Below are 22,305 nucleotides of genomic sequence, written 5' to 3'. Positions count from 1 at the left end.
CTGAGCCGAACGGGGTAACGTCGCGGCCCGTGTCCGCACCCCTACGACGTCACCGCGCGCTGCCCGCAGCCAGCCAACCGCTGCTTGGCAGGCTGCTCCGCACCAAACCCGTCGAGCAGCTCAGCTCCGACGGGGAGCACAGCGCGCTGCGCCGCAGTCTCGGGTTGCTGCCGCTGATCGCGTTGTCGGTCGGCGCGACACTGGGCACCGGGATCTTCGTGGTGCTCGGCGCGGCCGCGCCCAAGGCCGGCCCCGCCGTCGTGGTGTCCTTCGTGCTGGCCGCCCTCGCCGCGCTGTTCTCTGCCCTGTCCTACGCCGAGCTGGCCGGCGCGGTCCCGGTGTCCGGCTCGGCCTACTCCTACACCTACGCCACCCTCGGCGAACTGGTCGCCTGGATCTGCGGCTGGTGCCTGCTGCTGGAGTACGGCGTCTCGGTCGCGGCCGTCGCGGTCGGCTGGAGCGGGTACCTCAACGCCTTCCTCGACTCCACGATCGGCTGGCACCTGCCGGCCGCCCTGTCCAACGCGCCCGGCGTGGCCGGCGGCGTCGTCAACCTGCCGGCGGCGGTCGTCGTGCTGCTCGCCACGGCTGTGCTGCTCGGCGGCGTCCGGGAGAGCGCGGCGGTGACGACCGTCACGACGCTGCTGAAGGTCGCCGTGCTCGTCTTCTTCGTGGTGGTCGCGGTGTTCGGCTTCCGGACGCAGAACCTGACGCCGTTCGCGCCGGCGGGCCTGGCCGGCATCACCGGGGCCGCCTCGGTGGTGTTCTTCTCCTTCATCGGCTTCGACGCCGCCTCGACGGCGGGCGAGGAGGCCCGCAACCCGCAGCGCGACCTGCCGAGGGCCATCATCATCTCGCTGGTCGTGGTGACGCTGGCCTACGTGCTGGTCGCCTTCACGGCCGTCGGCGCGGTCGGCGTCGACACTCTCGGCCGCTCGAACGCCTCGCTGGCCACCGTGCTGGCGAAGGTGACCGGCGCGGGCTGGCCCGCCACCGTGCTGGCCGCGGGAGCCGTGATCGCCATCGCCTCCGTCGTGCTGACCGTCCTCTACGGACAGACCAGGATCCTGGTGGCCATGTCGCGAGACCGGCTGGTGCCGCCGGTGTTCGCCAGGGTCGGCCGCAGGCGCGTGCCGACGGTGAACACGCTGGTGGTCGGCGGGATCGTCGCCGTGCTCGCCGCCCTGGTGCCGCTCGGCCAGCTCGCCGAGGCGACCAGCATCGGCACGCTCGTGGCGTTCGGGCTGGTCAACGTGGGGGTGCTGGTGCTGCGCCGAACGAAGCCGGGGCTGCGCCGCAGCTTCCGCACGCCGCTGGTGCCGTTCGTGCCGCTGCTCGGCCTCGCGCTGTGCGTGCTGCTGGTGCTCGGCCTCGCCCCGGTCACCTGGCTGGCCTTCGGCATCTGGTCGGTGGTCGGCCTGGTGATCTACTTCAGCTATGGCGCGCGCCGCTCCGCGCTCAACGAGCGGCCATCGACGACGACGCCGGACAGCTGACGAATGCAGGAGGATCGACGCGTGGAGACCCTCGGATCCCGTGAGGTGTACGCGAACGCCTGGATGACGGTTCGGGAGGACCCGATCCGCCGGCCGGACGGGTCGACCGGCATCTACGGCGTGGTCGACAAGCCCGACTACGCCCTGGTCATCCCGCTCGACGGGGAGCGGGTGCACCTGGTCGAGCAGTTCCGCTACCCGCTCGGCATGCGCCGCTGGGAGTTCCCGCAGGGCACCGCGCCCGACCTCGCCGACGTCGAGCCGATCGTGCTGGCCGAACGGGAGCTGCGGGAGGAGACGGGGCTGCGCGCCGGCAGCATGGTCGAGCTCGGCCAGCTCGACGTCGCCCCCGGCATGTCCAGCCAGCGCGGCCGGGTGTTCCTGGCCACGGAGCTCACCGGCGGCCAGCCCGAGCGCGAGCTTGAGGAGCAGGACATGAACGCGGCGTGGTTCCCGCGCGCCGAGTTCGAGGCGATGATCTCGCGCGGCGAGATCACCGACGCCCAGACGATCGCCGCGTACACGCTGTTGCTGCTGCACGAACACAACAGCTGATCTTGTTCCGGGTGTGGTGTTGGCCAAAGCCGTCCGGGGATCGCGGAAAAGTCCGCATACTGTGACGGGGAGTCCTGCTCCTGGTCGTCGTCATGTCGGTATGTCGGAACGTTGGTCGTAGGGGGTGTCGTGGCCAGGAGCCACCACATTCGTCGAGCCTTGTTGGTCGGGTCGGTGCTGCTCAGCGCCGTTATCATCGGGACAATTGGGGCGTCGGCCGCAGTGTCGTCCCCGCCGAATCCCGACGAGGTTCGACAGTTCGGCGGGTATGTCGCGCTCGGCTCGTCGACACCGTCCGGCCTCGGCATCGCGCCGCACGTGATCTCGCCGACCACCCCACCCGGTTGCGGCAGGTCAGCGAACAGTTACCCAGCGCTGCTATCCCGCAGCATCGGCGTCGCGAGCTTCACCGACGCGTCCTGTTCCGGGGCCACTGCGGACAATCTCTATTCGTCCCAGGTGCGCGGCGGATTCCTTTCCGCCGACCCGGCGCCACCGCAGCTCGCCGCATTGCGGCAGGACACCAAAATGGTGTCGCTGACGGTCGGTTCGAACGACATCAATTTGTTGCGGCTGTTCGGCACCGACTGTCCCCGGCTCGCCGCGCGCGCCTGGGACAAATCGCCGTGCAAGGACAGCGCGGCCACTCTGCCCAACGCGAAGGGCATCGACGAGCGGGTCAGCTCGGTCCGCAAATCGCTGACGCAGGCGCTCAGCATCATTCACCACAAGTCGCCCTACGCCAGGGTGTTGCTGATCGGCTACGGCCAGTACGCGCCGGCCACCCAGTCGCCGGACCACCCGTGCCGGACGCGGCTGCGGCTCGCCGACGGCGACGTGGCCTGGTTCCACGACCTCACCGAGCGCCTCGACGCGGCGATGCGCGCCGCCGCCCAGGCCCCCGACAACGCGAAGTTCACCACGTTCGTCGACAGCTTCGGGCACTGGACCGGCCACGACGCGTGCGCCGACGACGCGCACTCCTGGACCAACGGCAGCCACGCCAAACCGGGCGACGGCGCCGGCCTGCATCCCCGTCAGTCGGGCGCGGTGGCCATGGGCTACCTGGCCAAGTGCGCGATGGCGAACCGGCCGGTCACGCAGCAGGAACTCGAACGCGTCGTCGACGAGACCAGGCCGACCAGCCCCAACCAGGAACTCCGCCTGCCGGCCTGCCCATCGGCCTGAGGCCCAGGTCGTTCTGGGGCCGGGGCGGCGGCGGACACGCGGCCAGCGTTCGCGGGACCGGGGCCGTTAGTCGGAGTCCTGAGTCGAAGTCGTGAGTCGGGCCGTTAGTCCGGCCAGACGGGCTGGCGCTTGGCCAGGAACGCCGCCATGCCCTCCTTGGCCGCCGGGGTCTGCGACGCGGCGGCCATCGCCTCGACGGCGATCTCGTAGGCATCCGCCTCCGGCCGGTCCAGCTGGGCGTAGATGGTCTGCTTGCCGTACCCCTTGCTCGACCTGCTCCCCCGCGTCGCCCTGGCCAGCAGCGCGTCGACCGCCGCGTCCAGCTCCTCGTCCGCGACCACGTGGTTGACCAGGCCCCATTCCGCCGCGGTGTGCGCGGCGACGACGTCCCCGGTCAACGCCATCTCCATCAGCCGCTTGCGGCCGATGGCCCGCGCCACCGGCACCGCCGGGGTGTGGCAGAACCAGCCGCCCTTGCCGCCGGGCAGCGCGAACCCGGCCGACTCGGCGGCCACCGCGAGGTCGCAGGAAGCCACCAGTTGGCAGCCGGCCGCGGTGGCCAGCGCGTGCACCCTGGCGACCACCACCTGCGGCACCGACTCGATGGTGCGCATCAGCTCCGTGCACAGTTCGAGCAGCCTGCGGACGCCGTCGAGGTCGCGGGAGGACACGTCACCGAAGTCGTGCCCCGCCGAGAACACCGGCCCGTTGCCCGCGAGGACGATGCCGGTGGCGTCCGACTCGCCCGCCTCCCGGAACGCCGCGAGCAGCTCGGCGAGGTGGTCCTCGGACAGCGAGTTGCGGCGGGCGGGACGGTTCATGGTGATGCGCACGACGTCCCCGTCGCGCGCGACGATCAGGTGTTGGTAGTCGGTCACACGACGACGCTAGTCCCACCCGGCCGGGACCCGCGTTAGCCTGACCGGGTGCCCACGCAGCTGCTGCCGTTCCTGGTCGTCGTCGCGGTCCTCACGGTGACACCCGGGCCGGACATGGCCCTGGTGCTGCGCAACGGCGTGCGCGGCGGTTCCCGGATGGCCTGGTGGACCGGTCTTGGCTGCTGCGCCGGCATCGCGGTGCACGCCACCGCCGCCGTGGTCGGTCTGTCGGCGCTGCTGGCCGCCTCCGCGTCGGCCTACACCGTGGTGCGGCTCGCCGGGGCCGCGTACCTGGTGTACCTCGGCGCGACCGCGCTGTGGAAGTCCCGCCGCGCCGCCCAGCCGGTCGGGCAGGTCAACGAGGTCGAACAGGCAGCCGACGCCATCAGCCGGGGCTCCGCGTTCCGCCAGGGCGTGCTGAGCAACGTGCTGAACGTGAAGATCGCGCTGCTGTTCCTGACCCTGCTGCCCCAGTTCGTGTCGGCCGGCGAACCGAGGATGGCGACCTCGGCCGTGCTTGCCGCGATCTTCCTCGGCATCGCCGTACTGTGGTGGAGGGTGTTCTCGCTGCTCGTGGCCGCATTCGGCCGGGTGCTGACCAGGCGGCGGGTGCGCATCGCGTTCGAGCGGGCGACAGGAGTCGTGCTGGTCGCGCTCGGCCTCCGGGTCGCGCTCGACGCCTGACGCATCGGATTGATCAAGCCTTCCTTAGAAACACTGTCCGGCCCCTGGCCGTCGTGCCAGGCTCCAGCAACATCCTGGCTGAGGCGAGGGAGTGGGGGTCGATAGGCGATGAGCGTCGTCGGCTACACCGGTGCACTCACGTTCGGCACGCGTGGGCTCGCCGGACCGGGGGAAGTGCGTCTGCGGATTCGTGGGGGATCCGAGACCTACCTGGCGTGGTCGGACGAACCGCTGCCCAAGGGCACGACCGTGTTGGTCGTGGAAGACCTTGGCCCGCGCAAGGTGCACGTCGTCGCCTGGACTGAGCCGCCCGTCTCCCCAGGACACATCGCGAACTAGGAGACATCATGTTCGGTTACAAGGTTCCCGCGCCCGACCAGGCGATGCTGATCTCGGGGGGCAAGGGGCGCGCGGGCGGCAGCCCGTTCCGGGTCGTCACCGGCCACGGGGCGTTCGTGATCCCGCTGTTCCGCAAGGTCCGGTTCCTCACGCTGTCGATGTGTGAGGCCGAGGTCGCCGAGACGTGCCTCACCCAGCAGGGCATCGCCCTGTACGTGCGGGCGGTGATCGCGTTCAAGGTCGGCAACGACCCGGAGAGCATCGTCAACGCGGCGCAGCGGTTCCTGTCCGACCAGAACCAGATGGAGGTCCTGGCCGGCCGGATCTTCGCGGGTCACCTGCGGTCGATCGTGGGCTCGATGACCGTCGAGGAGATCGTCCGCGAGCGGCAGAAGCTGGCCACCGAGGTGCTCGACGGCTCCAAGGACGAGATGGCCGCGATCGGCCTGACCATCGACGCGCTACAGATCCAGTCGATCGACGATATGAAGCTCGGCTACATCGCGGCGATGGCCGCCCCGCACAACGCGGCCATCCAGCGGCAGGCGAAGATCGCGCAGGCGCAGGCCAACCAGGCCGCCGCCGAGGCCGAGCAGAAGTCGCAGCGGGCGCAGGCGGAGTACGCGCGGCAGACCTCGATCCTGCAGGCGCAGTACCAGGCCGAGGTGGACGGTGCGCAGGCGCACGCGAGCCAGGCCGGACCGCTCGCGCAGGCGCAGGCACAGCGCGAGGTCATCGCCATGCAGACCGAGCTGGCCCAGCGCGAGGCGGAGCTGCGGCAGCAGCAGCTGGTCGCCGAGGTGGTCAAGCCGGCGCAGGCCGAGGCGGAGCGGATCCGCATCCTGGCGCAGGCCGACGCGGAGCGGATGACGATTCAGGCCGCGGCCGCCGCGTCGCACAACCGGGTCGCGCTGGACAAGATGGTCGTCGAGCAGCTGCCGCAGATCGTCAAGGAGGCGGCGCATGGCCTCAGCGGCGCCAACATCAACATCCTGAACGGCTCGGACGGTCTCGGCGAGATCGCCGCCGGGCTGGTCGGCCAGGGTCTGGCGATCCTCGACTCGGTGAAGAAGGGCCTCGGTTCGGCCTCGACCGGGAAGTCCGACGAGGAGTCCAGGGGCGAGATCACCTCTGGCTGATTGGTCACCGCGCGGAACGTGCGGCGGCAGGAGCCCGGAGCGGGGCTGCCGCCGCAGGTTCGTCGTGGTGCCGCGCCATCGCACGGTCGCGACACCACGACGACACCCGGCTCAGCGGCCGTGCGCCTCGCGGACCACGTCGACGATGCCGTTCATGATCGCGGTGAGGTCGTAGTCCTTTGGCGTGAACACCCGCGCTACGCCCTGCCGCAGCAGGGCTTCGGCGTCCTCCGGCGGGATGATGCCGCCGACGATCACCGGCACGTCCTCGGCGCCGGCCTCGCGCAGCCCGGCCACCACGGCCGGCACGACCTCGAGGTGCGAGCCGGACAGCACCGAAAGGCCGACGACGTGCACGCCCTCCTGCACGGCGGCCGACACGATCTGCGCCGGGGTCAGCCGGATGCCCTGGTACACGACCTCGAAGCCGACGTCGCGGGCCCGCACGGCGATCTGCTCCGCGCCGTTGGAGTGGCCGTCCAGCCCCGGCTTGCCGACCAGGATGCGCAGCCGCTCCCCGATCTCCTCGCCGGTCGCCCTGACCCGGTCGCGCACCTGCGCCAACCCGGCCGCCGCCTCGCCGGAACCGGCCGCGCCGGACACCCCGGTCGGTGCCCGGTACTCGCCGAAGGTCTCCCGCAGCGCCTGGGACCACTCGCCGGTGGTCACCCCGGCCCGCGCGCACGCGATCGTCGCGTCGACGAGGTTCGCCTCGGTCTTCGCCGCCTCGCGCAGCCCGTCCAGCGCGGCGTCGACCGAAGCCTGGTCGCGGCCGGCGCGCCACTCGCGCATCGCCTCGACCGCGTGCCGCTCGACGGCGGGGTCGATGGTCTCGATCGCCTTCGCGCCCTCGGCCTGCAACGGGCTGGCCTCGGTGGTGTCGAAGCGGTTCACGCCGACGACGACGTCCTCGCCCGACTCCACCCTGCGTCGGCGCTCCACCATCGAGCCGACCAGGCTGGACTTCATGTAACCGCTCTCGACGGCCGCGACCGCGCCGCCCATCGCCTGCACGCGGTCGATCTCCTCGCGCGCGCCGCGCACGATCTCGTCCACCTTGGCTTCGATCACGTGCGAGCCGTCGAAGATGTCCTGGTATTCCAACAGGTCCGTCTCGTACGCGAGCACCTGCTGCATGCGCAGCGCCCACTGCTGGTCCCAGGCGCGCGGCAGGCCGAGCGCCTCGTTCCACGCCGGCAGCTGGATGGCGCGGGCCCGCGCGTCGCGGGACAGCGAGACCGCCAGCATCTCCAGCACGATGCGCTGCACGTTGTTCTCGGGCTGCGCCTCGGTCAGGCCGAGCGAGTTGACCTGCACGCCGTACCGGAACCGGCGCTGCTTGGGGTCGGTGATGCCGTAGCGCTCCCGGGTGATCTCGTCCCAGAGCGCGCCGAACGCCCGCATCTTGCACATCTCCTCGACGAACCGCACGCCGGCGTTGACGAAGAAGGAGATGCGCGCGACCACGTCGCCGAACCGCTCCGGCGGCACCTGGCCCGAGTCGCGCACGGTGTCGAGCACCGCGATCGCGGTGCACATCGCGTAGGCGACCTCCTGGACCGGCGTCGCGCCGACCTCCTGGAGGTGGTAGCTACAGATGTTGATCGGGTTCCACTTCGGCACGGTGGAGACCGTCCACGCCACCATGTCGGTGATCAGCCGCATGCTCGGCGCGGGCGGGAACACATAGGTCCCCCTGGACAGGTACTCCTTGATGATGTCGTTCTGGGTGGTGCCGGCCAGCTTCGCCAGCACCTCGCCGACGTCCTGGCCGGCCGCCTCGGCCTGCTCCTGCGCCACGCTGACGTAGAGCGCGAACAGCCACATGGCCGTCGCGTTGATCGTCATCGAGGTGTTGGCCTCGGCGAGCGGGATCTGGTCGAACAGCTGGCGCATGTCGCCGATGTGGCTGACCGGCACGCCGACCTTGCCGACCTCGCCCCTGGCCAGCTCGTGGTCGGGGTCGTAGCCGGTCTGGGTCGGCAGGTCGAACGCGACCGAGAGGCCGGTCTGCCCCTTCGCGAGGTTCCTGCGGTACAGCTCGTTGGATGCCGCGGCGGACGAGTGTCCCGCGTAGGTGCGCATCACCCAGGGGCGGTCCCGCTCACGGTCTGCCGGGTACGGCACAGCAACCTCCCAGGGCCACGGACTTGACGCGCCCAGCGTACTGGTGGGTAACAAGGCGTTGGCGTGCCGTCGGTCACTTAATCGAAGCCGGGACGCCAAGACTGGTGCAAGGAGAGGATGGCATCGGGTGCCCCGACGGCGCACGATGGACACATGGCGCCGTGGTCCGCGTTCGTGCTCGCCCTTGCCGTCGTCGGGCTGCTGTCCTTCGTGTTGCGATGGACCTTCGGCAACGATCGCACCGCCGTGCCGACGGGCCGGGACTCCGACGGCTACGGCCTGCTCCGCGAGGTCGCCATCGTGCCGACCGAGGCCGCCGCCCAGGTGCTGCGGACCCGGCTGCGCGCGGCCGGCATCCGCGCCACCACGGCTCGCGGCGACAACGGAGCCCACCGCGTCCTGGTCTTCCCGGCAGACGAGGCCAACGCCCGCCTCCTGCTCAGCGGCAGCGTCTGAATGTCATGAAGGGTCCCTTCAGGACACTGAGTGTCCTGAAGGGACCCTTCATGACAAGCGGGATCAGCGCTCCGGGGGTGCGGAGACGCGTTGGACGTCCGCGCCGAGGCGGCGCATGTTCTCCACGAACTGCGGGTAGCCGCGGTCGATGTGGAACACGTCCCACACCTCCGTGACGCCCTCCGCGCGCAGGCCGGCCAGCACCAGGCCGACGCCTGCCCGGATGTCGGAGGCCCACACGGGCGCGCTGGACAGCATCTCGACGCCCCGCACCACGGCGTGGTGACCGTCGGTGCGGGCGTCCGCGCCGAGCCGCACCATCTCCTCGACGAACCGGAACCGCGACTCGAACAGGTTCTCGGTGATCATCGAGGTGCCGTCGGACACCGCGGACAGCGTGATCGCGAAGGGCTGGAGATCGGTCGCGAACCCCGGGTAGGGCAGCGTCACGAAGTCCACCGACGTCGGCCGGTCGTGCTGCACCACGCGGAAACCGTCGTCGAACAGAGTGACCTCGGCGCCGGCCAGCCTCAGCTTCTCCAGCACCAGGTCGAGGTGGTGCGAGTCGACGCCGCGCACCCGGATGTCGCCCCTGGTGATCGCCGCGGCGAACGCCCAGGTCGCGCCGACGATGCGGTCGCCGATCACCCGGTGCGTGGTCGGCTGGAGGGACGGCACGCCGTGCACGGTGAGCGTCGAGGTGCCGGCGCCCTCGATCTTGGCGCCCATCTGCTGGAGCATCATGCACAGGTCGACGATCTCGGGCTCGCGCGCCGAGTTGTCGATCACCGTGGTGCCCTCGGCGAGCACGGCGGCCATCAGGATGTTCTCGGTGGCGCCCATGCTCGGGAAGTCCAGCCAGATCTGCGCGCCGTGCAGGTCCTCGGCCTCGGCGACCACGCAGCCGTGCTCGATCGAGCTGGACGCGCCGAGCTGGCGCAGCCCGCTCTGGTGCATGTCCAGCGGCCGGGAGCCGATCGCGTCGCCGCCGGGCAGCGCGACGACCGCGCGCTTGCAGCGGCCGACCAGCGGCCCGAGCACGCACACCGAGGCGCGCAGCTTGCCCATGGACGCCGAGTCCGCGCGGTGGCTCAGCTCGGCCGGGGTGGTGATCACGGTGGTGTCGCCGTCGATGACGACCTCGCAGCCGAGGCTGCGCAGCACGTCCGCCATCAGCGGGACGTCCAGGATCTCCGGGCAGTTCGTCAGGGTGGTGGTGCCCTCGGCGAGCAGCGCCGCCGCCATCAGCTTGAGCACGCTGTTCTTCGCGCCGACGACGTCCACCTCGCCGACCAGGCGCGCGCCGCCGTTAACCCGGAAATGCTCGCTCACCAAGTACTCCTCGCTGCGTGTCGCCCCCGCGCGCAATCCTACGGAGGGCCTGAATCGGTGCCGAGACGGGCGGTGGGTCGCCCGCACTAGAGTCGATTCATGGCCGTGCACCTGACCAAGATCTACACCCGCGTCGGCGACGACGGGACCACTGGGCTGGGCGACTTCTCCCGGGTGCCCAAGACCGATCCGCGCATCGTCGCCTACGCCGACGTCGACGAGACGAACGCGGCGCTCGGCGTCGCCCTCGCGCTCGGCTCGCTCACCGAGGAGCTGCACGGCGTCGTGCAGGCGGTCCAGAACGACCTGTTCGACGTCGGAGCCGACCTGTGCACCCCGATCGTCCCCGACCCCAAGTACCCGCCGCTGCGGGTCACCCAGGGCTACGTGGACCGCCTGGAAGGCTGGTGCGACGAGTTCAACGCACGGCTCGGCAAGCTCGACTCGTTCATCCTCAACGGCGGCACGCCGGGGGCCGCGCTGCTGCACCAGGCCCGCACGATCGCGCGGCGCGCGGAGCGCAGCACCTGGGCGTTGCTTGAGGCGGACGCCGAGCACACCAACGTGCTGACCGCCAAGTACCTCAACCGGCTGTCCGACCTGCTGTTCATCCTCGCGCGGGTGGCGAACCCCGACGGCGACGTGCTCTGGCAGCCCGGCGCGAACGCCTAGCGCGAACGCCTAGCCGGCAGGCCGCTCAGGAGGCCCAGGGAACAGCTCGGCCCGGAGGCGCTGACTCCAGCCAGGAAAGAAAGCCGGTCAGCGCGTCCGGGCCCATCGCGATCTCCACGTCACCCGAGGTTCCGCTACAGCGGAGCACGATCGAGCCGACGGGCATGGCATAGGTCTCCGGGCTGGTCGGCTCGCGGCGGGTGGCGATCTCCAGGCCGTCCCGGAGGATCACCTGGCTCGGGCCGGACCGCAGGCTCAGCACCCGGAACCAGACGAACTGGTCGCCCCGGTAGTGGCCGACGCCGAGATGCCAGCCCCGGCCGGCCTCGTCAACGGTGCGGCGCAACGCGACGTGCACGCCGCCCGCGCGCAGCAGCCGGAGCCGCCGCCAGGCGAGCAGTCCGAGCGCAAGCGCCACCACGAACAGGACCAGTCCGACGATCTCGGCGATCCCCACGGCCGCGCCCGCTCGTTCCGTCGCCGGGTCTCAGGCCGAGTGCCCTGTGGCACGGAGTCGGGCAAGTGCTCTCGCGCGCTCCACCTCGTCGGCGTGGGTCAGGTCGGCGCGGGCCTGCTCTACGTCGATCTCGTGCGCCAGCTCGGCGGACTCGGCGAGCACGCTCACCCCGTCGGCGGTGATCGAGAGGAACCCGCCGTGCACCGCGGCGCACACGATCTCGCCGTCCGTGGTGTGGATCTTGACGACGCCGCCCTCGACCAGCGCACCGAGCGTGGGCTCGTGACCTGGCAGGATGCCGATCTCGCCCTCGGTCGTCTTGGCGACCACCATGTTGGCCGTGCCGGACCACAGGCGGCGCTCGACGGCGACCAGCTGGACGGACATCTCAGCCACGGGCTTCTCCTTCGTCGGTCGTCACTAACAGTCTAAACGGTCCGGCGCGTGCCCTGCCGGGCATCCCGGCACACCGGTGCCGGTCATGCACCGGGGGGCCGGAGTCCACAGTGGACCCCGGCCCCTCGGTCACGCGTTGCCGACCTACTTGGCGGCGAGCTTCTTCGCGGCTGCCTCGACGTCGTCGAGGCCACCGATGCTGAAGAAGGCCTGCTCCGGGAAGTGGTCGAACTCGCCCTTGCAGATTCGGTCGAACGCCTCGATGGTGTCCTTGATCGGCACGACCGAGCCGGGCTGACCGGTGAACTTCTCCGCGACCAGGAAGTTCTGGCCGAGGAACCGCTCGATGCGACGGGCGCGGCCGACGAGGAGCTTGTCCTCCTCGGAGAGCTCGTCCATACCCAGGATGGCGATGATGTCCTGGAGTTCCTTGTACTTCTGGAGGATCCGCTTGACCTCGTTGGCGACCCGGAAGTGCTCGGCGCCGACGATCGAGGCCTCCAGGATGCGGGAGGTCGAGGTCAGCGGGTCGACCGCCGGGTAGATGCCCTTCTGCGAGATCGGCCGAGAAAGCTCGGTCGTCGCGTCCAGGTGGGCGAAGGTCGTCGCCGGGGCCGGGTCGGTGTAGTCGTCCGCAGGCACGTAGATCGCCTGGAGCGAGGTGATCGACCGGCCACGGGTCGAGGTGATGCGCTCCTGGAGCTCACCCATCTCGTCGGCCAGCGTCGGCTGGTAACCCACGGCGGACGGCATCCGGCCCAGCAGGGTGGACACCTCCGAGCCCGCCTGGGTGAACCGGAAGATGTTGTCGATGAACAGCAGCACGTCCTGGTTCTGCACATCGCGGAAGTACTCCGCCATGGTCAGCGCGGACAGCGCCACCCGCATACGAGTGCCCGGCGGCTCGTCCATCTGCCCGAAGACGAGGGCGGTGTCCTGGAGAACACCCATCTCGTCCATTTCCAGCAGCAGGTCGTTGCCCTCACGGGTGCGCTCGCCGACACCGGCGAACACCGACGTGCCGGAGAACTCGCGGGCGATACGGGTGATCATCTCCTGGATGAGCACCGTCTTGCCAACGCCCGCGCCGCCGAACAGGCCGATCTTGCCGCCCTTGACGTACGGGGTGAGCAGGTCGATGACCTTGATGCCCGTTTCCAGGATCTCGGTCTTGCCCTCGAGCTGGTCGAAGGCCGGCGGCTTGCGGTGGATGGACCACTGCTCGCCGTCGCGACCGGTGCCCGGCGCGTCGAGGCAGTCGCCGAGGGCGTTGAACACGTGGCCCTTGACGGCGTCACCGACGGGCACGGAGATGGCCCGGCCGGTGTCGCTGACCGTCGTGCCGCGCACCAGACCGTCGGTCGGCTGCATGGAGATGGTCCTGACCAGGTTGTCGCCGAGGTGCTGGGCGACTTCCAGGGTCAGGGTCTTGGCCACAGCCTCGAAGGAAATCTCGGCGTGCAGCGCGTTGAACAGCTCGGGCACCGAGTCGCGCGGGAACTCCACGTCGACAACCGGACCGATCACCCGAACCACACGGCCGGTGCGGGTGGTGGTGGCAGTAGTACTCATGTCACTCATCACTTCCTGCGCCACCGGTAAGCGCACTGGCGCCACCGACGATCTCGCTGATCTCCTGGGTGATCTGGGCCTGACGAGCCTGGTTCGCCTGCCTGCTCAGCGTGCGCACCAGTTCGTCAGCGTTGTCCGTCGCCGCCTTCATCGCCGTCCGACGGGCCGCTGACTCCGACGCCGCCGAATCCAACAGCGCGGCGAACAGCCGGGTGTTGATGTACTTCGGCAGCAGCGCCTCGAGCAGCTTCTCGGCGCTCGGCTCGAACTCGTAGGAGGAGCGGAGCCCGCCGGTCTCCGACGAGTACTCCACCTCCATCGGCGCGATCCGCTTGGCCACGGCCTTCTGCGTGAGCATCGACTCGAACTGCGTGTAGACCACGTGCAGCTCGTCGACGCCGAGCACGCCGTCGGGGCCGGGCGCGTCGCCGTTGTCGTCGGCGCCGGCCAGGAAGGCCTGCACCAGCGCCTCACCGGCGTTGACCGCGTCGGTGTAGTGCGGGCGCTCCGAGAAGCCCGTCCACTGCCCGGCGATCGGCCTGTTGCGGAACTTGTAGTAGTTGACGCCCCGTCGACCGATGACGTAGAGCACAGGCTCCTTGCCCTCGCTGCGCAGCAGCGCCTGCAACTCCTCCGCCGCCCGCAGCGCGTTGGCGTTGTAGCCACCGCACAGCCCGCGATCGGCGGTCACCACCAGCACCGCAGCCCGCTTGGGCTCCTTGCGCTCCACCAGCAGCGGGTGGTCCAGGTTGGACGCCGCGTCAGCCAGCTCGGAGAGCACGTTGGTGATCTCCTGGGCGTAGGGCTGCGAGGCGGCCACCTGGGCCTGCGCCTTGGCGATGCGCGAGGTGGCGATGAGCTCCTGTGCCTTGGTGATCTTCTTGGTCGACTGGACCGAGCGGATCCGTACGCGAAGTTCGCGAATCTGTGCGGCCATGGCCTACGTCACTTCTTGGCCGGAGCGGGCCGGCTGACCTTCACCGACTCCTGTCCGACCTGGTCGGCGTCCATCGCGGTCGCGGCGGGCTCGTTGACCACCGAGGAGCCGTCGGACGCGGTGAACTGCTCCTTGAACGAGTTCACGGCGTTGACGATCCGCTCCTCGTTGTCCTTGGAGAGGTCCTTGGACTCCCGGATCTCGGTCAGGATGCCCTCGTGCGAGCGACGCACGTGGTCGATGAACTCCTGCTCGAACCGGCGCACGTCGGCGACCGGCACCGAGTCGAGGTGCCCCGAGGTACCGAGGTAGATCGCCACGACCTGCTCCTCGACGGCCACCGGCGAGTACTGAGCCTGCTTGAGCAGCTCGACCAGCCTGCTGCCGCGCTCCAGCTGCGCCTTGGACGTCGCGTCGAGGTCCGAGGCGAAGGCCGCGAAGGCCTCCAGCTCACGGTACTGCGACAGGTCCAGTCGCAGCGACCCGGAAACCTTCCGCATCGCCTTCATCTGGGCGGAGCCACCGACTCGGGAGACCGAGATACCGACGTTGATCGCCGGCCGGACACCCGCGTTGAACAGGTCGGACTCCAGGAAGCACTGGCCGTCGGTGATCGAGATGACGTTCGTCGGGATGTAGGCCGACACGTCGTTGGCCTTCGTCTCGATGATCGGCAGGCCGGTCATCGAGCCGCCGCCCATCTCGTCGGACAGCTTCGCGCAGCGCTCCAGCAGACGGGAGTGCAAGTAGAAGACGTCGCCGGGGTAGGCCTCGCGGCCCGGCGGGCGACGCAGCAGCAGCGAGATCGCGCGGTACGCCTCGGCCTGCTTGGTCAGGTCGTCGAACACGATCAGGACGTGCTTGCCCTGGTACATCCAGTGCTGGCCGATGGCCGAACCGGTGTAGGGGGCGAGCCACTTGAAGCCGGCCGAGTCGGACGCCGGGGCCGCCACGATGGTGGTGTACTCCAGCGCGCCGCCCTCCTCCAGCGCCGCCTTCACGCCGGCGATGGTGGAGCCCTTCTGGCCGATCGCGACGTAGACGCAGCGGACCTGCTGCTTCGGGTCGCCGGTCTCCCAGTTCTTGCGCTGGTTGAGGATCGTGTCGACGCAGACCGTGGTCTTGCCGGTCTTGCGGTCGCCGATGATCAGCTGACGCTGGCCACGGCCGATCGCGGTCATCGCGTCGATGGCCTTGATACCGGTCTGCATGGCCTCCTTGACCGGCTGCCGTTGCAGCACGGAGGGGGCCTGGAGCTCCAGCGCGCGGTGGTCGTCGGCGACGATGTCGCCGAGGCCGTCGATCGGCTGGCCGAGGGGGTTCACGACGCGGCCGAGGAAGCCGTCGCCGACGGGCACGGACAGCACCTGCCCGGTCCGCTTGACCTCCTGACCCTCCTCGATGTCCTCGTAGTTACCCAGCACGACGGCGCCGATCTCGCGCGCTTCCAGGCTGAGCGCGACGCCGAGGACGCCGCCGGGGAACTCCAGCAGCTCGTTGGTCATCGCCGAGGGCAGGCCCTCGACATGGGCGATGCCGTCACTGGTGTCAGAGACGGTGCCGACCTCTTCCCGGCTCACGTCCGGGGAGTAGCTGGAGACGTAGTTCTCGATCGCACTGCGGATCTCGTCCGACGAGATCGTCAGCTCCGCCATGTCGTTCCTGCTCTCGCTTCGTTCTTGGGAAAGGGGCTTTGGCAGCCGCGGTTCCGGTGTGGTCAGCCGGCCAGCTCGCGACGGACGGCGTCCAGCCGTCCTGCCACACTGCCGTCGACGACCTCGTCACCGATCCTGATCACCAGGCCGCCGCCGAGCGAGGGCTTCACCTCGACGTGCAGGGCGATCGGCCTGGCGTAGATCCGGGTCAGGGTGGCGGACAGACGGTCTTCCTGGGCGTCGGTGAGGGCGACCGCCGACTGCACGTAGGCGATCGACCGCTCGCGGCGCTTGGCGGCCAGGCCGGCAAGCTCCTCGAGACCCTCGACGATCCTGCGACCGCGGGGCAGGCCGACCAACTGCTCGACCAGGGTGGCGGTGACCGGCTCGACCTTGCCGGCGAGCAGCCCGTCGATCAGGGCGAGCTTGCCGGCGCGGTCACCGGTCGGGTTGGACAGCACCAGTTCGAGGTCGGGCTGGCCGGCCACGATGCGGCCGAGCCGGAACAGCTCGTCCTCGACGGAGTCCAGCCGGCCGTCCCGCTCGGCCCGCGCCAGCAGCGCGGTGCGGGACAGGGACTCGATGCCGTCGCAGAACTCGCGCGGGTTGGACCAGCGCGCGGTGACCACCGAGTCGAGCACGTCCAACGCCGAGGCGCTGACCTTGCCCTCCAGCAGCCCGCGCAGCAGACGTGCGCGGGCGGCCGGCTCGGATGACGCGTCGGCGAGCGTCCTGCGCAGCGTCGACTCGCGGCTGAGCAGGTCGAGGACCCCGAACAGGTCCGTGCCGAGCGTGCTCAGCGCGTCGGCCTTGGCGCCGTCGATGACCTCGATCAACCGCAGTTCGGCGGCGACGAGGGCTTCGCGACTCGCGGCGTGGAACGTCATCGTGATCCTCTACTTGCCAGCCGGCGCCGAGACGGCGTCCAGCTCGTTGAGGAAACGGTCCACGGTGCCGCGCTTGCGGGTCTCGTCCTCAAGGGACTCGCCCACCACGCGCTCGGCCAGCGTGACGGCCATGCGACCGAGGTCGCCGCGCAGTTCCGCGACGATCTGGGCACGCTGGGCGTCGAGCTGGGCCTGGCCCTGGGCCACGATGCGCTCGGACTCGGCCTGTGCCTGCGCCCGCATCTCGTCCACGATCTGCACGCCTTCCAGGCGGGCGTCGTCGCGGATGCGGGCGGCCTCGGCACGGGCCTCGGCGAGCTGCGCCCGGTACTGCTCAAGCGCGCGCTGCGCCTCAGCCTGCGCCTGCTCGGCCTTCTCGATCCCGCCCTCGATCTTCGCGCTGCGCTCGGCATAGAGCGCCTCGAAACGAGGAACGACCTTCTTCGTGATGATGTACAGCAGGATGAAGAAGGCGATCAGCCCGATGATGATCTCTGCCGGGTTCGGCAGGACCGGGTTCGGCTGCGTCTCGGCAGCAAGAATGAGCTGGGTGTGCAGCACGGCGTCTCCCTACCCGAGATTTCTCTGGTCAGCCCGCGAGGAAGTAGAGCACGAAGCCGAGCAGGGCCAGCGCCTCGACGAGGACGAAGGTCTGCCACGCGATGCCCATCAGCTTGCCCTGGGCCTCGGGCTGGCGCGCGGTGCCGTTGATGACGGCGGCGAAGATCAGACCGACACCGATGCCGGGGCCGATCGCGGCGAGGCCGTAACCGATGGCGGCGAGGCCCTTGCTGGTGATCTCGATCGTGGAGCTCATGGGTGTTCCCTTTCCAACTCGGTCCGCAAGTCCTGCGGATCGGGGGGTATCTGGCGGCCTTCGGGCGCTAGTGGCCTTCGGCCAGTGCGCCGCCGATGTAGTTGGCGGTCAGCAACGTGAAGACGTAGGCCTGAAGGACCTGGATCAGCAGCTCGACAAAGCTCAGCCCGATGGCCATCAGGAACGCGATGGGCGCGGCGACCTTCACCCCGGCAGAGGCGTGCAGCAGGATGTACTCACCGCCGGTGACGAACACCAGCAGCATGATGTGGCCCGCGAACATCGTGGCGAAGAGTCGGGCCGTGAGCGTGACCGGCCGCATGATGAAGGTCGAGAAGAACTCGATCGGGATGTAGAGGATCAGCACCGGCTTCGGCACGCCCTCGGGAACCAGCGTCTTGGCGAAGTAGTGCCCGAACCCGTGGCGCCTGATGCCGACGAAGATGAACAGCAGCCAGACGAACACCGCCAGGCCCATCGGGAAGGCGATGTGCCCCATGGTGGGGAGCTGGAAGAAGGGGATGAACCCGAAGAGGTTGTTCACCAGGATGAAGCTGAACAGCGTCAGCAGCAGCGGGATGTAGGGCCGCAGGTCCTTGCGGGCGATGTTCTCCCCGCCGATGGAGTTGCGCACCGTGCTGTACGCCGACTCGGCAAGGAACTGGAACTTGCCCGGCACCAGCTTGAGCCGGCTGGACGCGGTCAGGTAGAAGACGGCGACGATGATCACGGAGAGCGCGATCTGGACCATCGGCTTGGTGACGCCGCCGAAGATCGCCGGGTAGTCGAAGCTCTGTGGGCCGGGCGCGACGTAGGAGTCACTCTCGGCCAGCAACAGCCTGCCCAACTCTGGGCTCCTTCCGGTTCTCCCGGCCGGCGTTCACACCGCCGGGGGAATCGTCACGATCAGGACGTAACGTACCTGACGTGGTTCGGACACTTGGAGGCGACCTCCACCTACCAGGGAGCTGAGCAGCACGCATGCGCGCCGCCCACCATCGGTAAGTGAGTACGGACCGAGCAGGGTCTGGGCGCCTCGGTCTCCCCAGCCTCCGCAGGGGGTACCGCCGAGTCGCTCCAGCACTCGAACCGTTGGGCGCAGAATAGCAGCCCGAACCGGAACGGCGTACGGCCGTACTGGTTAGGCGTCGGGGTCCGCGTCGCTCGGCGGCATGATCAGCGTCGGCACCTTAGCGCTGCGGAACCCGCGCACCTCGAAGTAGGTCCACACCGCGAACGTCGCCAACATGGTGAACGCAAGGGAACGCGCGTTCAACCAGGACACGCCCTTGAGCAGCGTCGCGATGATGAACAGCGCGATCAGCTTGGCAAAGAAGCTGCCCAGCGCGACGCCCATGAGCATCATCGGCTGGAGTTCCGCGCTGCGCCGCATCATGTACAAGGTGAACAGCGAGCCACCAAGAGCCAAACCCGCGCCGATGGCGCCGCCGACCAGACCGGGCACTCCAGTGACCACAGTGGACACGACGATCCCGACCACGGCGACCGCGAGACCCGGCCACAACGCGGCGCGCAGCATCGCGTCGGCGTAGGTCAGCACGGCTCCGGCGTGGGTCGTCGGAATCGCTGCGGCCCCGCCGGGCTCGTTCTTGGTCATGACGCCCTTCCAGAGGTATTGGTCCACCAAGTGTAAGAGGTGCTGACACGATGGCGTTCGACTGGGAGTGACGTCCAGGCGAGTGCGTCGCAAGGCGGAGGAGCCCCTCATGGCGGAGCCATGTGGGGCGACGACAACGCGGCGAGGCGCCGGCTGGGCGTCACTCCGTCGGACAGTCATCGTGTCAGCACCTCTGTGTGCCCGACGAGCTCGACAAACGCCGAGGTCAGGACCTTCTGGACTCGCGGATCCTCGGCACGACCGAGACGATCACGGCCACCAGCAGGCCGATGCCCATCACCCAGGCGACCACCTGCACGTCCACCAGCGTGACGGCGACCGCGCCGAACGCGAGGATCGCGGCCCACAGGTAGATCAGCAGCGCGGCCCTGCGCTGCGAGTGGCCGATCTCCAACAACCGGTGGTGCAGGTGCATCTTGTCCGCCGCGAACGGGCTCTCGCCGCGACGCGTCCTGCGCACGACCGCCATCAGCAGGTCGAGCAGCGGCACGAACAGCACGGCGGCGACCACGATCAACGGGGAGAGCAGCGCGAGCGCGTCCTTGCCGCCGTAGTTGATGTTCAGCTTGCCCGAGGCTGAGGTCGTCGACGCGGCGAGCATCAGCCCGATCAGCATCGAGCCGGAGTCGCCCATGAAGATCCGCGCGGGCTGGAAGTTGTGCGGCAGGAAGCCGAGGCACGCGCCGGCGAGCGTCGCCGCGATCAGCGCGGGCGGGTAGGAGGTGACCTCGCCGCCGGACTTGTCGAGCAGGCCGAGGGAGAACACGAGGGTCGCCGTCGCCGCGATCAGCCCGATGCCGGCGGCGAGCCCGTCCAGCCCGTCCACGAAGTTCATCGCGTTGACCATCGTGACGGTCAGCAGCACGGTCAGCAGCGCGCCCTGGTTCTGGTCGAGCACCAGCAGCGACCCGCCGTTGTCGCCGCCCCACGGCACCCAGGAGATCACCCACTGCACGCCGAACAGCACCAGGATGCCGGCCGAGGTGATCTGCCCGGCCAGCTTGGTCAGCGAGTCGAGTTCGAACCGGTCGTCCAGCGCGCCGACCAGCACGATCACGCCGCCGGCGATGATCACGCCCGTCGGGTCGTTGGAGAAGTCGAACGCGCGGCGCAGCACCGGGAGGTGTTGCGCGAGCAGCATGCCGATCAGCACGCCGCCGTACATCGCGACGCCGCCCATCCGTGGCATCGGCTTGACGTGCACGTCGCGCGAGCGGGGATAGGCCACCGCGCCGACGCGGAAGGCGAGCAGCCTGACCAGACCTGTGAGCAGGAAGGTGACCACGGCCGCCGTGAGGGCGACGAGGACGTACTCCCGGACTGGCAGGCCGGCTGACGATGATGCAGGCAACGGGCCCACGATCTGAGGTTAACCCCTCGGGTAGGCCGGGTGAGCGGCGACGAGTTCGGACACGGTTGCCTCGGCCGAACTCGGTTCGGCGCGACGCACGGAACAAGACCTAGCCGGCGACCTGAACCTCGACGCCGAGCACCTCGGACACCTCGGCCACCGACACCACGCCCGCCCGCAGCACCACGGGCTCGTCGCCGGTCAGGTCGACGATCGTCGAGGCGATGTTCTCGCCGGACGGACCGCCGTCCAGGTACACCGGCACGGAGTCGCCGAGCTGTGCGCGGGCGTCCTCGACCGTGGCGGGCGGCGCCTGCCCGGTGCGGTTGGCGCTGGAGACCGCCATCGGGCCGATCTCGCGCAGCAGCTCGATCGCGACGGGGTGCAGCGGCATCCGCAGCATCACGGTGCCCCTGGTCTGGCCGAGGTCCCAGGCCAGCGAGGGCGCGTGCGGCAGCACGATGGACAGGCCACCCGGCCAGAACGCCTCGATCAGCTGGCGGGCCTGCCTCGGCACGGTCAGCACCAGGCCGTCGATGGTGCTCCAGGAGCCGACCAGCACCGGGACCGGCATGTCCGGGCCCCGCCCCTTGGCTTCCAACAGGGAACGGACCGCCGACGCGTCGAAGGCGTCGCAGCCGATCCCGTAGACGGTGTCGGTCGGCAGCACGACGAGGCGTCCCGAGCGCACCGCGCCTGCTGCCGCGGCGAGCCCCGCCGCGCGACTGTCCGGCCGGCTGGAGTCATAGACCGTACTCACGGCAGTGATCCTGGCACGCGGCGCTGCGCCCCGACGACGCACCCGCCGGAAGTAGCGCCCGGCAACGACCGCTATGACCTGATTGCCCGGTGCTCGGCGCCCTCAGGCGCGGCGGGCGGTGACGAAGCGGGGCCGGCCGGCCAGGTCGAGGTGGTCGACGACGTCGGTGAGCACGCGCCGGCCGATGAGCAGCGCGGGAGCCGTCTCGCCGTGGCTGTCGTCGTGCTCGATAGCGACCACGCCGCCGCGCCGCAGCAGCCGCGCCGCGCAGGTGACCACGTGCCGGATCGCGTCGAGGCCGTCCGCCCCGGAGAACACCGCGGCCTCGGGGTCGTGCTCGCCGACCTCCGGCTGCACCGGGGTGCCGGCGGGCACGTACGGCGGGTTGCACAGCACCGCGTCAACCGAGGAGTCCAGGTCGATCAGCAGGCCGGGGTCGGCGATGTCGCCGGAGTGCAGCCGGATCGGGGTGTCGCCGTCCGCCGCGCGCGCGTCGGCGTTGCGCCGCGCCCAGGCCAGCGCGTTGGTGTCGCGCTCGACGGCGTGCACCACCGCGTCCGGCCGCGCGTTGGCCAGCGCGAGCGCCAGCACGCCGGAGCCGGTGCACAGGTCGACGACGACGGGGTTGGCCACGCCGCGCAGCGCGGTCAGCGCCCACTCGAGCAGCAGCTCGGTCTCCGGCCTCGGCACGAACACGCCGGGGCCGACGTCCACGGTGATCGCGCCCATCGGCGCCCACCCGGTGATGTGCTGCAACGGCACCCGTTTGGCGCGCTCCAACACCAGCTGGCGCAGCGTCTCCACGGTCGACTGGTCAACGAGCGGCACCAGCGGCAGGCGGGTCCGCTCGACGCCGAGCACGTGCGCGGCGAGCAGCTCGGCGTCCACGCGCGGACTGTCCACACCGGCCTTGGTCAGGATGCGCTCGGCCTCCATGACGGCGAGGCGAAGCGGCTGTCGGGTCACGG

24 protein-coding genes are annotated in these 22,305 nt (G+C 70.0%); 8 read left to right on the top strand and 16 right to left on the bottom strand.

From position 1 onward, the window contains the following. Nucleotides 1-80: 80 nt before the first annotated feature. From F0L68_RS21135 to F0L68_RS21125, 3 genes are all read left to right on the top strand, one after another. A complete protein-coding gene (locus tag F0L68_RS21135; RefSeq protein WP_223199015.1) occupies nucleotides 81-1,496 on the top strand; it encodes an amino acid permease in 1,416 nt (471 codons plus the stop codon). Between the two features lie 21 nt (nucleotides 1,497-1,517). Continuing rightward, a complete protein-coding gene (locus F0L68_RS21130) occupies nucleotides 1,518-2,051 on the top strand; it encodes an NUDIX domain-containing protein (protein ID WP_223198995.1) in 534 nt (177 codons plus the stop codon). A 222-nt stretch (nucleotides 2,052-2,273) separates the two neighbouring features. Next, entirely contained in the window at nucleotides 2,274-3,239 is a 966-nt protein-coding gene (locus F0L68_RS21125) for an SGNH/GDSL hydrolase family protein (RefSeq protein WP_188316712.1), read from the top strand. A 104-nt stretch (nucleotides 3,240-3,343) separates the two neighbouring features. Here F0L68_RS21125 and F0L68_RS21120 read toward each other — a convergent pair whose 3' ends face one another. After that, a complete protein-coding gene (locus F0L68_RS21120) occupies nucleotides 3,344-4,117 on the bottom strand; it encodes an enoyl-CoA hydratase-related protein (protein WP_149851357.1) in 774 nt (257 codons plus the stop codon). 48 nt (nucleotides 4,118-4,165) lie between these two features. Between F0L68_RS21120 and F0L68_RS21115 the strand changes: the two genes are divergently transcribed. The 3 genes from F0L68_RS21115 (at nucleotide 4,166) to F0L68_RS21105 (ending at nucleotide 6,279) form a co-directional block, all read left to right on the top strand. Beyond that, nucleotides 4,166-4,801, top strand: coding sequence for a LysE family translocator (locus F0L68_RS21115; protein ID WP_149851356.1), 636 nt, complete (start codon nucleotides 4,166-4,168; stop codon nucleotides 4,799-4,801). A gap of 108 nt (nucleotides 4,802-4,909) precedes the next feature. Continuing rightward, nucleotides 4,910-5,140: an NfeD C-terminal domain-containing protein gene (locus tag F0L68_RS21110; protein WP_149851355.1), complete on the top strand. Its 231-nt coding sequence runs from the start codon at nucleotides 4,910-4,912 to the stop codon at nucleotides 5,138-5,140. A gap of 8 nt (nucleotides 5,141-5,148) precedes the next feature. Next, nucleotides 5,149-6,279 carry an SPFH domain-containing protein gene (locus F0L68_RS21105; RefSeq protein ID WP_149851354.1) on the top strand — a complete coding sequence of 377 codons (1,131 nt, stop codon included), beginning with the start codon at nucleotides 5,149-5,151 and terminating at the stop codon, nucleotides 6,277-6,279. Nucleotides 6,280-6,390: 111 nt separating this feature from the next. Here the strand turns inward: F0L68_RS21105 and F0L68_RS21100 are convergent, their stop codons facing one another. Beyond that, complete coding sequence (locus F0L68_RS21100; protein WP_149851353.1) at nucleotides 6,391-8,406, bottom strand: protein meaA; 2,016 nt, start codon at nucleotides 8,404-8,406, stop codon at nucleotides 6,391-6,393. Between the two features lie 153 nt (nucleotides 8,407-8,559). Here F0L68_RS21100 and F0L68_RS21095 point away from each other — a divergent pair, with 153 nt between their 5' ends. Then, nucleotides 8,560-8,862, top strand: coding sequence for a hypothetical protein (locus F0L68_RS21095; RefSeq protein ID WP_149851352.1), 303 nt, complete (start codon nucleotides 8,560-8,562; stop codon nucleotides 8,860-8,862). A 63-nt stretch (nucleotides 8,863-8,925) separates the two neighbouring features. Here the strand turns inward: F0L68_RS21095 and murA are convergent, their stop codons facing one another. Then, entirely contained in the window at nucleotides 8,926-10,194 is a 1,269-nt protein-coding gene (gene murA, locus F0L68_RS21090; RefSeq protein WP_149851351.1) for a UDP-N-acetylglucosamine 1-carboxyvinyltransferase, read from the bottom strand. Between the two features lie 99 nt (nucleotides 10,195-10,293). Here murA and F0L68_RS21085 point away from each other — a divergent pair, with 99 nt between their 5' ends. Further along, the gene (locus F0L68_RS21085; protein ID WP_149851350.1) at nucleotides 10,294-10,866 is read left to right on the top strand and encodes a cob(I)yrinic acid a,c-diamide adenosyltransferase; all 573 of its coding nucleotides are present in this window, start codon (nucleotides 10,294-10,296) and stop codon (nucleotides 10,864-10,866) included. Nucleotides 10,867-10,891: 25 nt separating this feature from the next. On the opposite strand, the gene F0L68_RS21080 is transcribed toward F0L68_RS21085, so the two are convergent. From F0L68_RS21080 to prmC, 13 genes are all read right to left on the bottom strand, one after another. Beyond that, on the bottom strand, nucleotides 10,892-11,323 hold the full coding sequence (locus F0L68_RS21080) for a DUF2550 domain-containing protein (protein WP_149851349.1): 432 nt from the start codon (nucleotides 11,321-11,323) through the stop codon (nucleotides 10,892-10,894). A gap of 30 nt (nucleotides 11,324-11,353) precedes the next feature. After that, entirely contained in the window at nucleotides 11,354-11,719 is a 366-nt protein-coding gene (locus tag F0L68_RS21075) for a F0F1 ATP synthase subunit epsilon (protein WP_149851348.1), read from the bottom strand. A 144-nt stretch (nucleotides 11,720-11,863) separates the two neighbouring features. Continuing rightward, nucleotides 11,864-13,291, bottom strand: a complete 1,428-nt coding sequence (gene atpD, locus F0L68_RS21070; protein WP_438672303.1) for a F0F1 ATP synthase subunit beta — start codon at nucleotides 13,289-13,291, stop codon at nucleotides 11,864-11,866. A gap of 1 nt (nucleotide 13,292) precedes the next feature. Next, the gene (locus tag F0L68_RS21065; protein WP_149851346.1) at nucleotides 13,293-14,228 is read right to left on the bottom strand and encodes a F0F1 ATP synthase subunit gamma; all 936 of its coding nucleotides are present in this window, start codon (nucleotides 14,226-14,228) and stop codon (nucleotides 13,293-13,295) included. Nucleotides 14,229-14,236: 8 nt separating this feature from the next. Continuing rightward, entirely contained in the window at nucleotides 14,237-15,883 is a 1,647-nt protein-coding gene (gene atpA, locus F0L68_RS21060) for a F0F1 ATP synthase subunit alpha (RefSeq protein WP_149851345.1), read from the bottom strand. A gap of 62 nt (nucleotides 15,884-15,945) precedes the next feature. After that, the gene (locus F0L68_RS21055; RefSeq protein WP_149851344.1) at nucleotides 15,946-16,776 is read right to left on the bottom strand and encodes a F0F1 ATP synthase subunit delta; all 831 of its coding nucleotides are present in this window, start codon (nucleotides 16,774-16,776) and stop codon (nucleotides 15,946-15,948) included. A 3-nt stretch (nucleotides 16,777-16,779) separates the two neighbouring features. Then, nucleotides 16,780-17,331: a F0F1 ATP synthase subunit B gene (locus F0L68_RS21050; RefSeq protein ID WP_223198994.1), complete on the bottom strand. Its 552-nt coding sequence runs from the start codon at nucleotides 17,329-17,331 to the stop codon at nucleotides 16,780-16,782. Between the two features lie 28 nt (nucleotides 17,332-17,359). Next, the gene (locus F0L68_RS21045; protein ID WP_149851343.1) at nucleotides 17,360-17,587 is read right to left on the bottom strand and encodes an ATP synthase subunit C-like protein; all 228 of its coding nucleotides are present in this window, start codon (nucleotides 17,585-17,587) and stop codon (nucleotides 17,360-17,362) included. Nucleotides 17,588-17,654: 67 nt separating this feature from the next. Continuing rightward, nucleotides 17,655-18,434: a F0F1 ATP synthase subunit A gene (gene atpB, locus F0L68_RS21040; protein WP_149851342.1), complete on the bottom strand. Its 780-nt coding sequence runs from the start codon at nucleotides 18,432-18,434 to the stop codon at nucleotides 17,655-17,657. Between the two features lie 294 nt (nucleotides 18,435-18,728). Then, nucleotides 18,729-19,205 (bottom strand): Cg1360 family ATP-synthase-associated protein, encoded by a 477-nt coding sequence (locus tag F0L68_RS21035; protein ID WP_149851341.1) that lies wholly within the window; start codon nucleotides 19,203-19,205, stop codon nucleotides 18,729-18,731. Between the two features lie 226 nt (nucleotides 19,206-19,431). Then, nucleotides 19,432-20,586, bottom strand: coding sequence for a glycosyltransferase family 4 protein (locus tag F0L68_RS21030; protein ID WP_438672302.1), 1,155 nt, complete (start codon nucleotides 20,584-20,586; stop codon nucleotides 19,432-19,434). 100 nt (nucleotides 20,587-20,686) lie between these two features. After that, on the bottom strand, nucleotides 20,687-21,337 hold the full coding sequence (locus F0L68_RS21025; protein ID WP_149851339.1) for an L-threonylcarbamoyladenylate synthase: 651 nt from the start codon (nucleotides 21,335-21,337) through the stop codon (nucleotides 20,687-20,689). A gap of 102 nt (nucleotides 21,338-21,439) precedes the next feature. Continuing rightward, entirely contained in the window at nucleotides 21,440-22,303 is an 864-nt protein-coding gene (gene prmC, locus F0L68_RS21020) for a peptide chain release factor N(5)-glutamine methyltransferase (protein ID WP_149851338.1), read from the bottom strand. Nucleotides 22,304-22,305: the final 2 nt, after the last annotated feature.

Source organism: Solihabitans fulvus (assembly GCF_008386585.1).
Taxonomy (GTDB): domain Bacteria; phylum Actinomycetota; class Actinomycetes; order Mycobacteriales; family Pseudonocardiaceae; genus Solihabitans; species Solihabitans fulvus.
The sequence above is the reverse complement of the archived record's forward strand: the minus strand, read 5'-3'. Positions and strand labels throughout refer to the sequence as shown.

Bases quoted from the DNA above. Each gene is read 5' to 3' on its own strand.
- atpA (WP_149851345.1), bottom strand. From the start codon at position 15,883: ATGGCGGAGCTGACGATCTCGTCGGACGAGATCCGCAGTGCGATCGAG.
- F0L68_RS21035 (WP_149851341.1), bottom strand. From the start codon at position 19,205: ATGACCAAGAACGAGCCCGGCGGGGCCGCAGCGATTCCGACGACCCAC.
- F0L68_RS21085 (WP_149851350.1), top strand. From the start codon at position 10,294: ATGGCCGTGCACCTGACCAAGATCTACACCCGCGTCGGCGACGACGGG.
- F0L68_RS21065 (WP_149851346.1), bottom strand. From the start codon at position 14,228: ATGGCCGCACAGATTCGCGAACTTCGCGTACGGATCCGCTCGGTCCAG.
- F0L68_RS21105 (WP_149851354.1), top strand. From the start codon at position 5,149: ATGTTCGGTTACAAGGTTCCCGCGCCCGACCAGGCGATGCTGATCTCG.
- atpD (WP_438672303.1), bottom strand. From the start codon at position 13,291: ATGAGTACTACTGCCACCACCACCCGCACCGGCCGTGTGGTTCGGGTG.
- F0L68_RS21045 (WP_149851343.1), bottom strand. From the start codon at position 17,587: ATGAGCTCCACGATCGAGATCACCAGCAAGGGCCTCGCCGCCATCGGT.
- F0L68_RS21110 (WP_149851355.1), top strand. From the start codon at position 4,910: ATGAGCGTCGTCGGCTACACCGGTGCACTCACGTTCGGCACGCGTGGG.
- F0L68_RS21095 (WP_149851352.1), top strand. From the start codon at position 8,560: ATGGCGCCGTGGTCCGCGTTCGTGCTCGCCCTTGCCGTCGTCGGGCTG.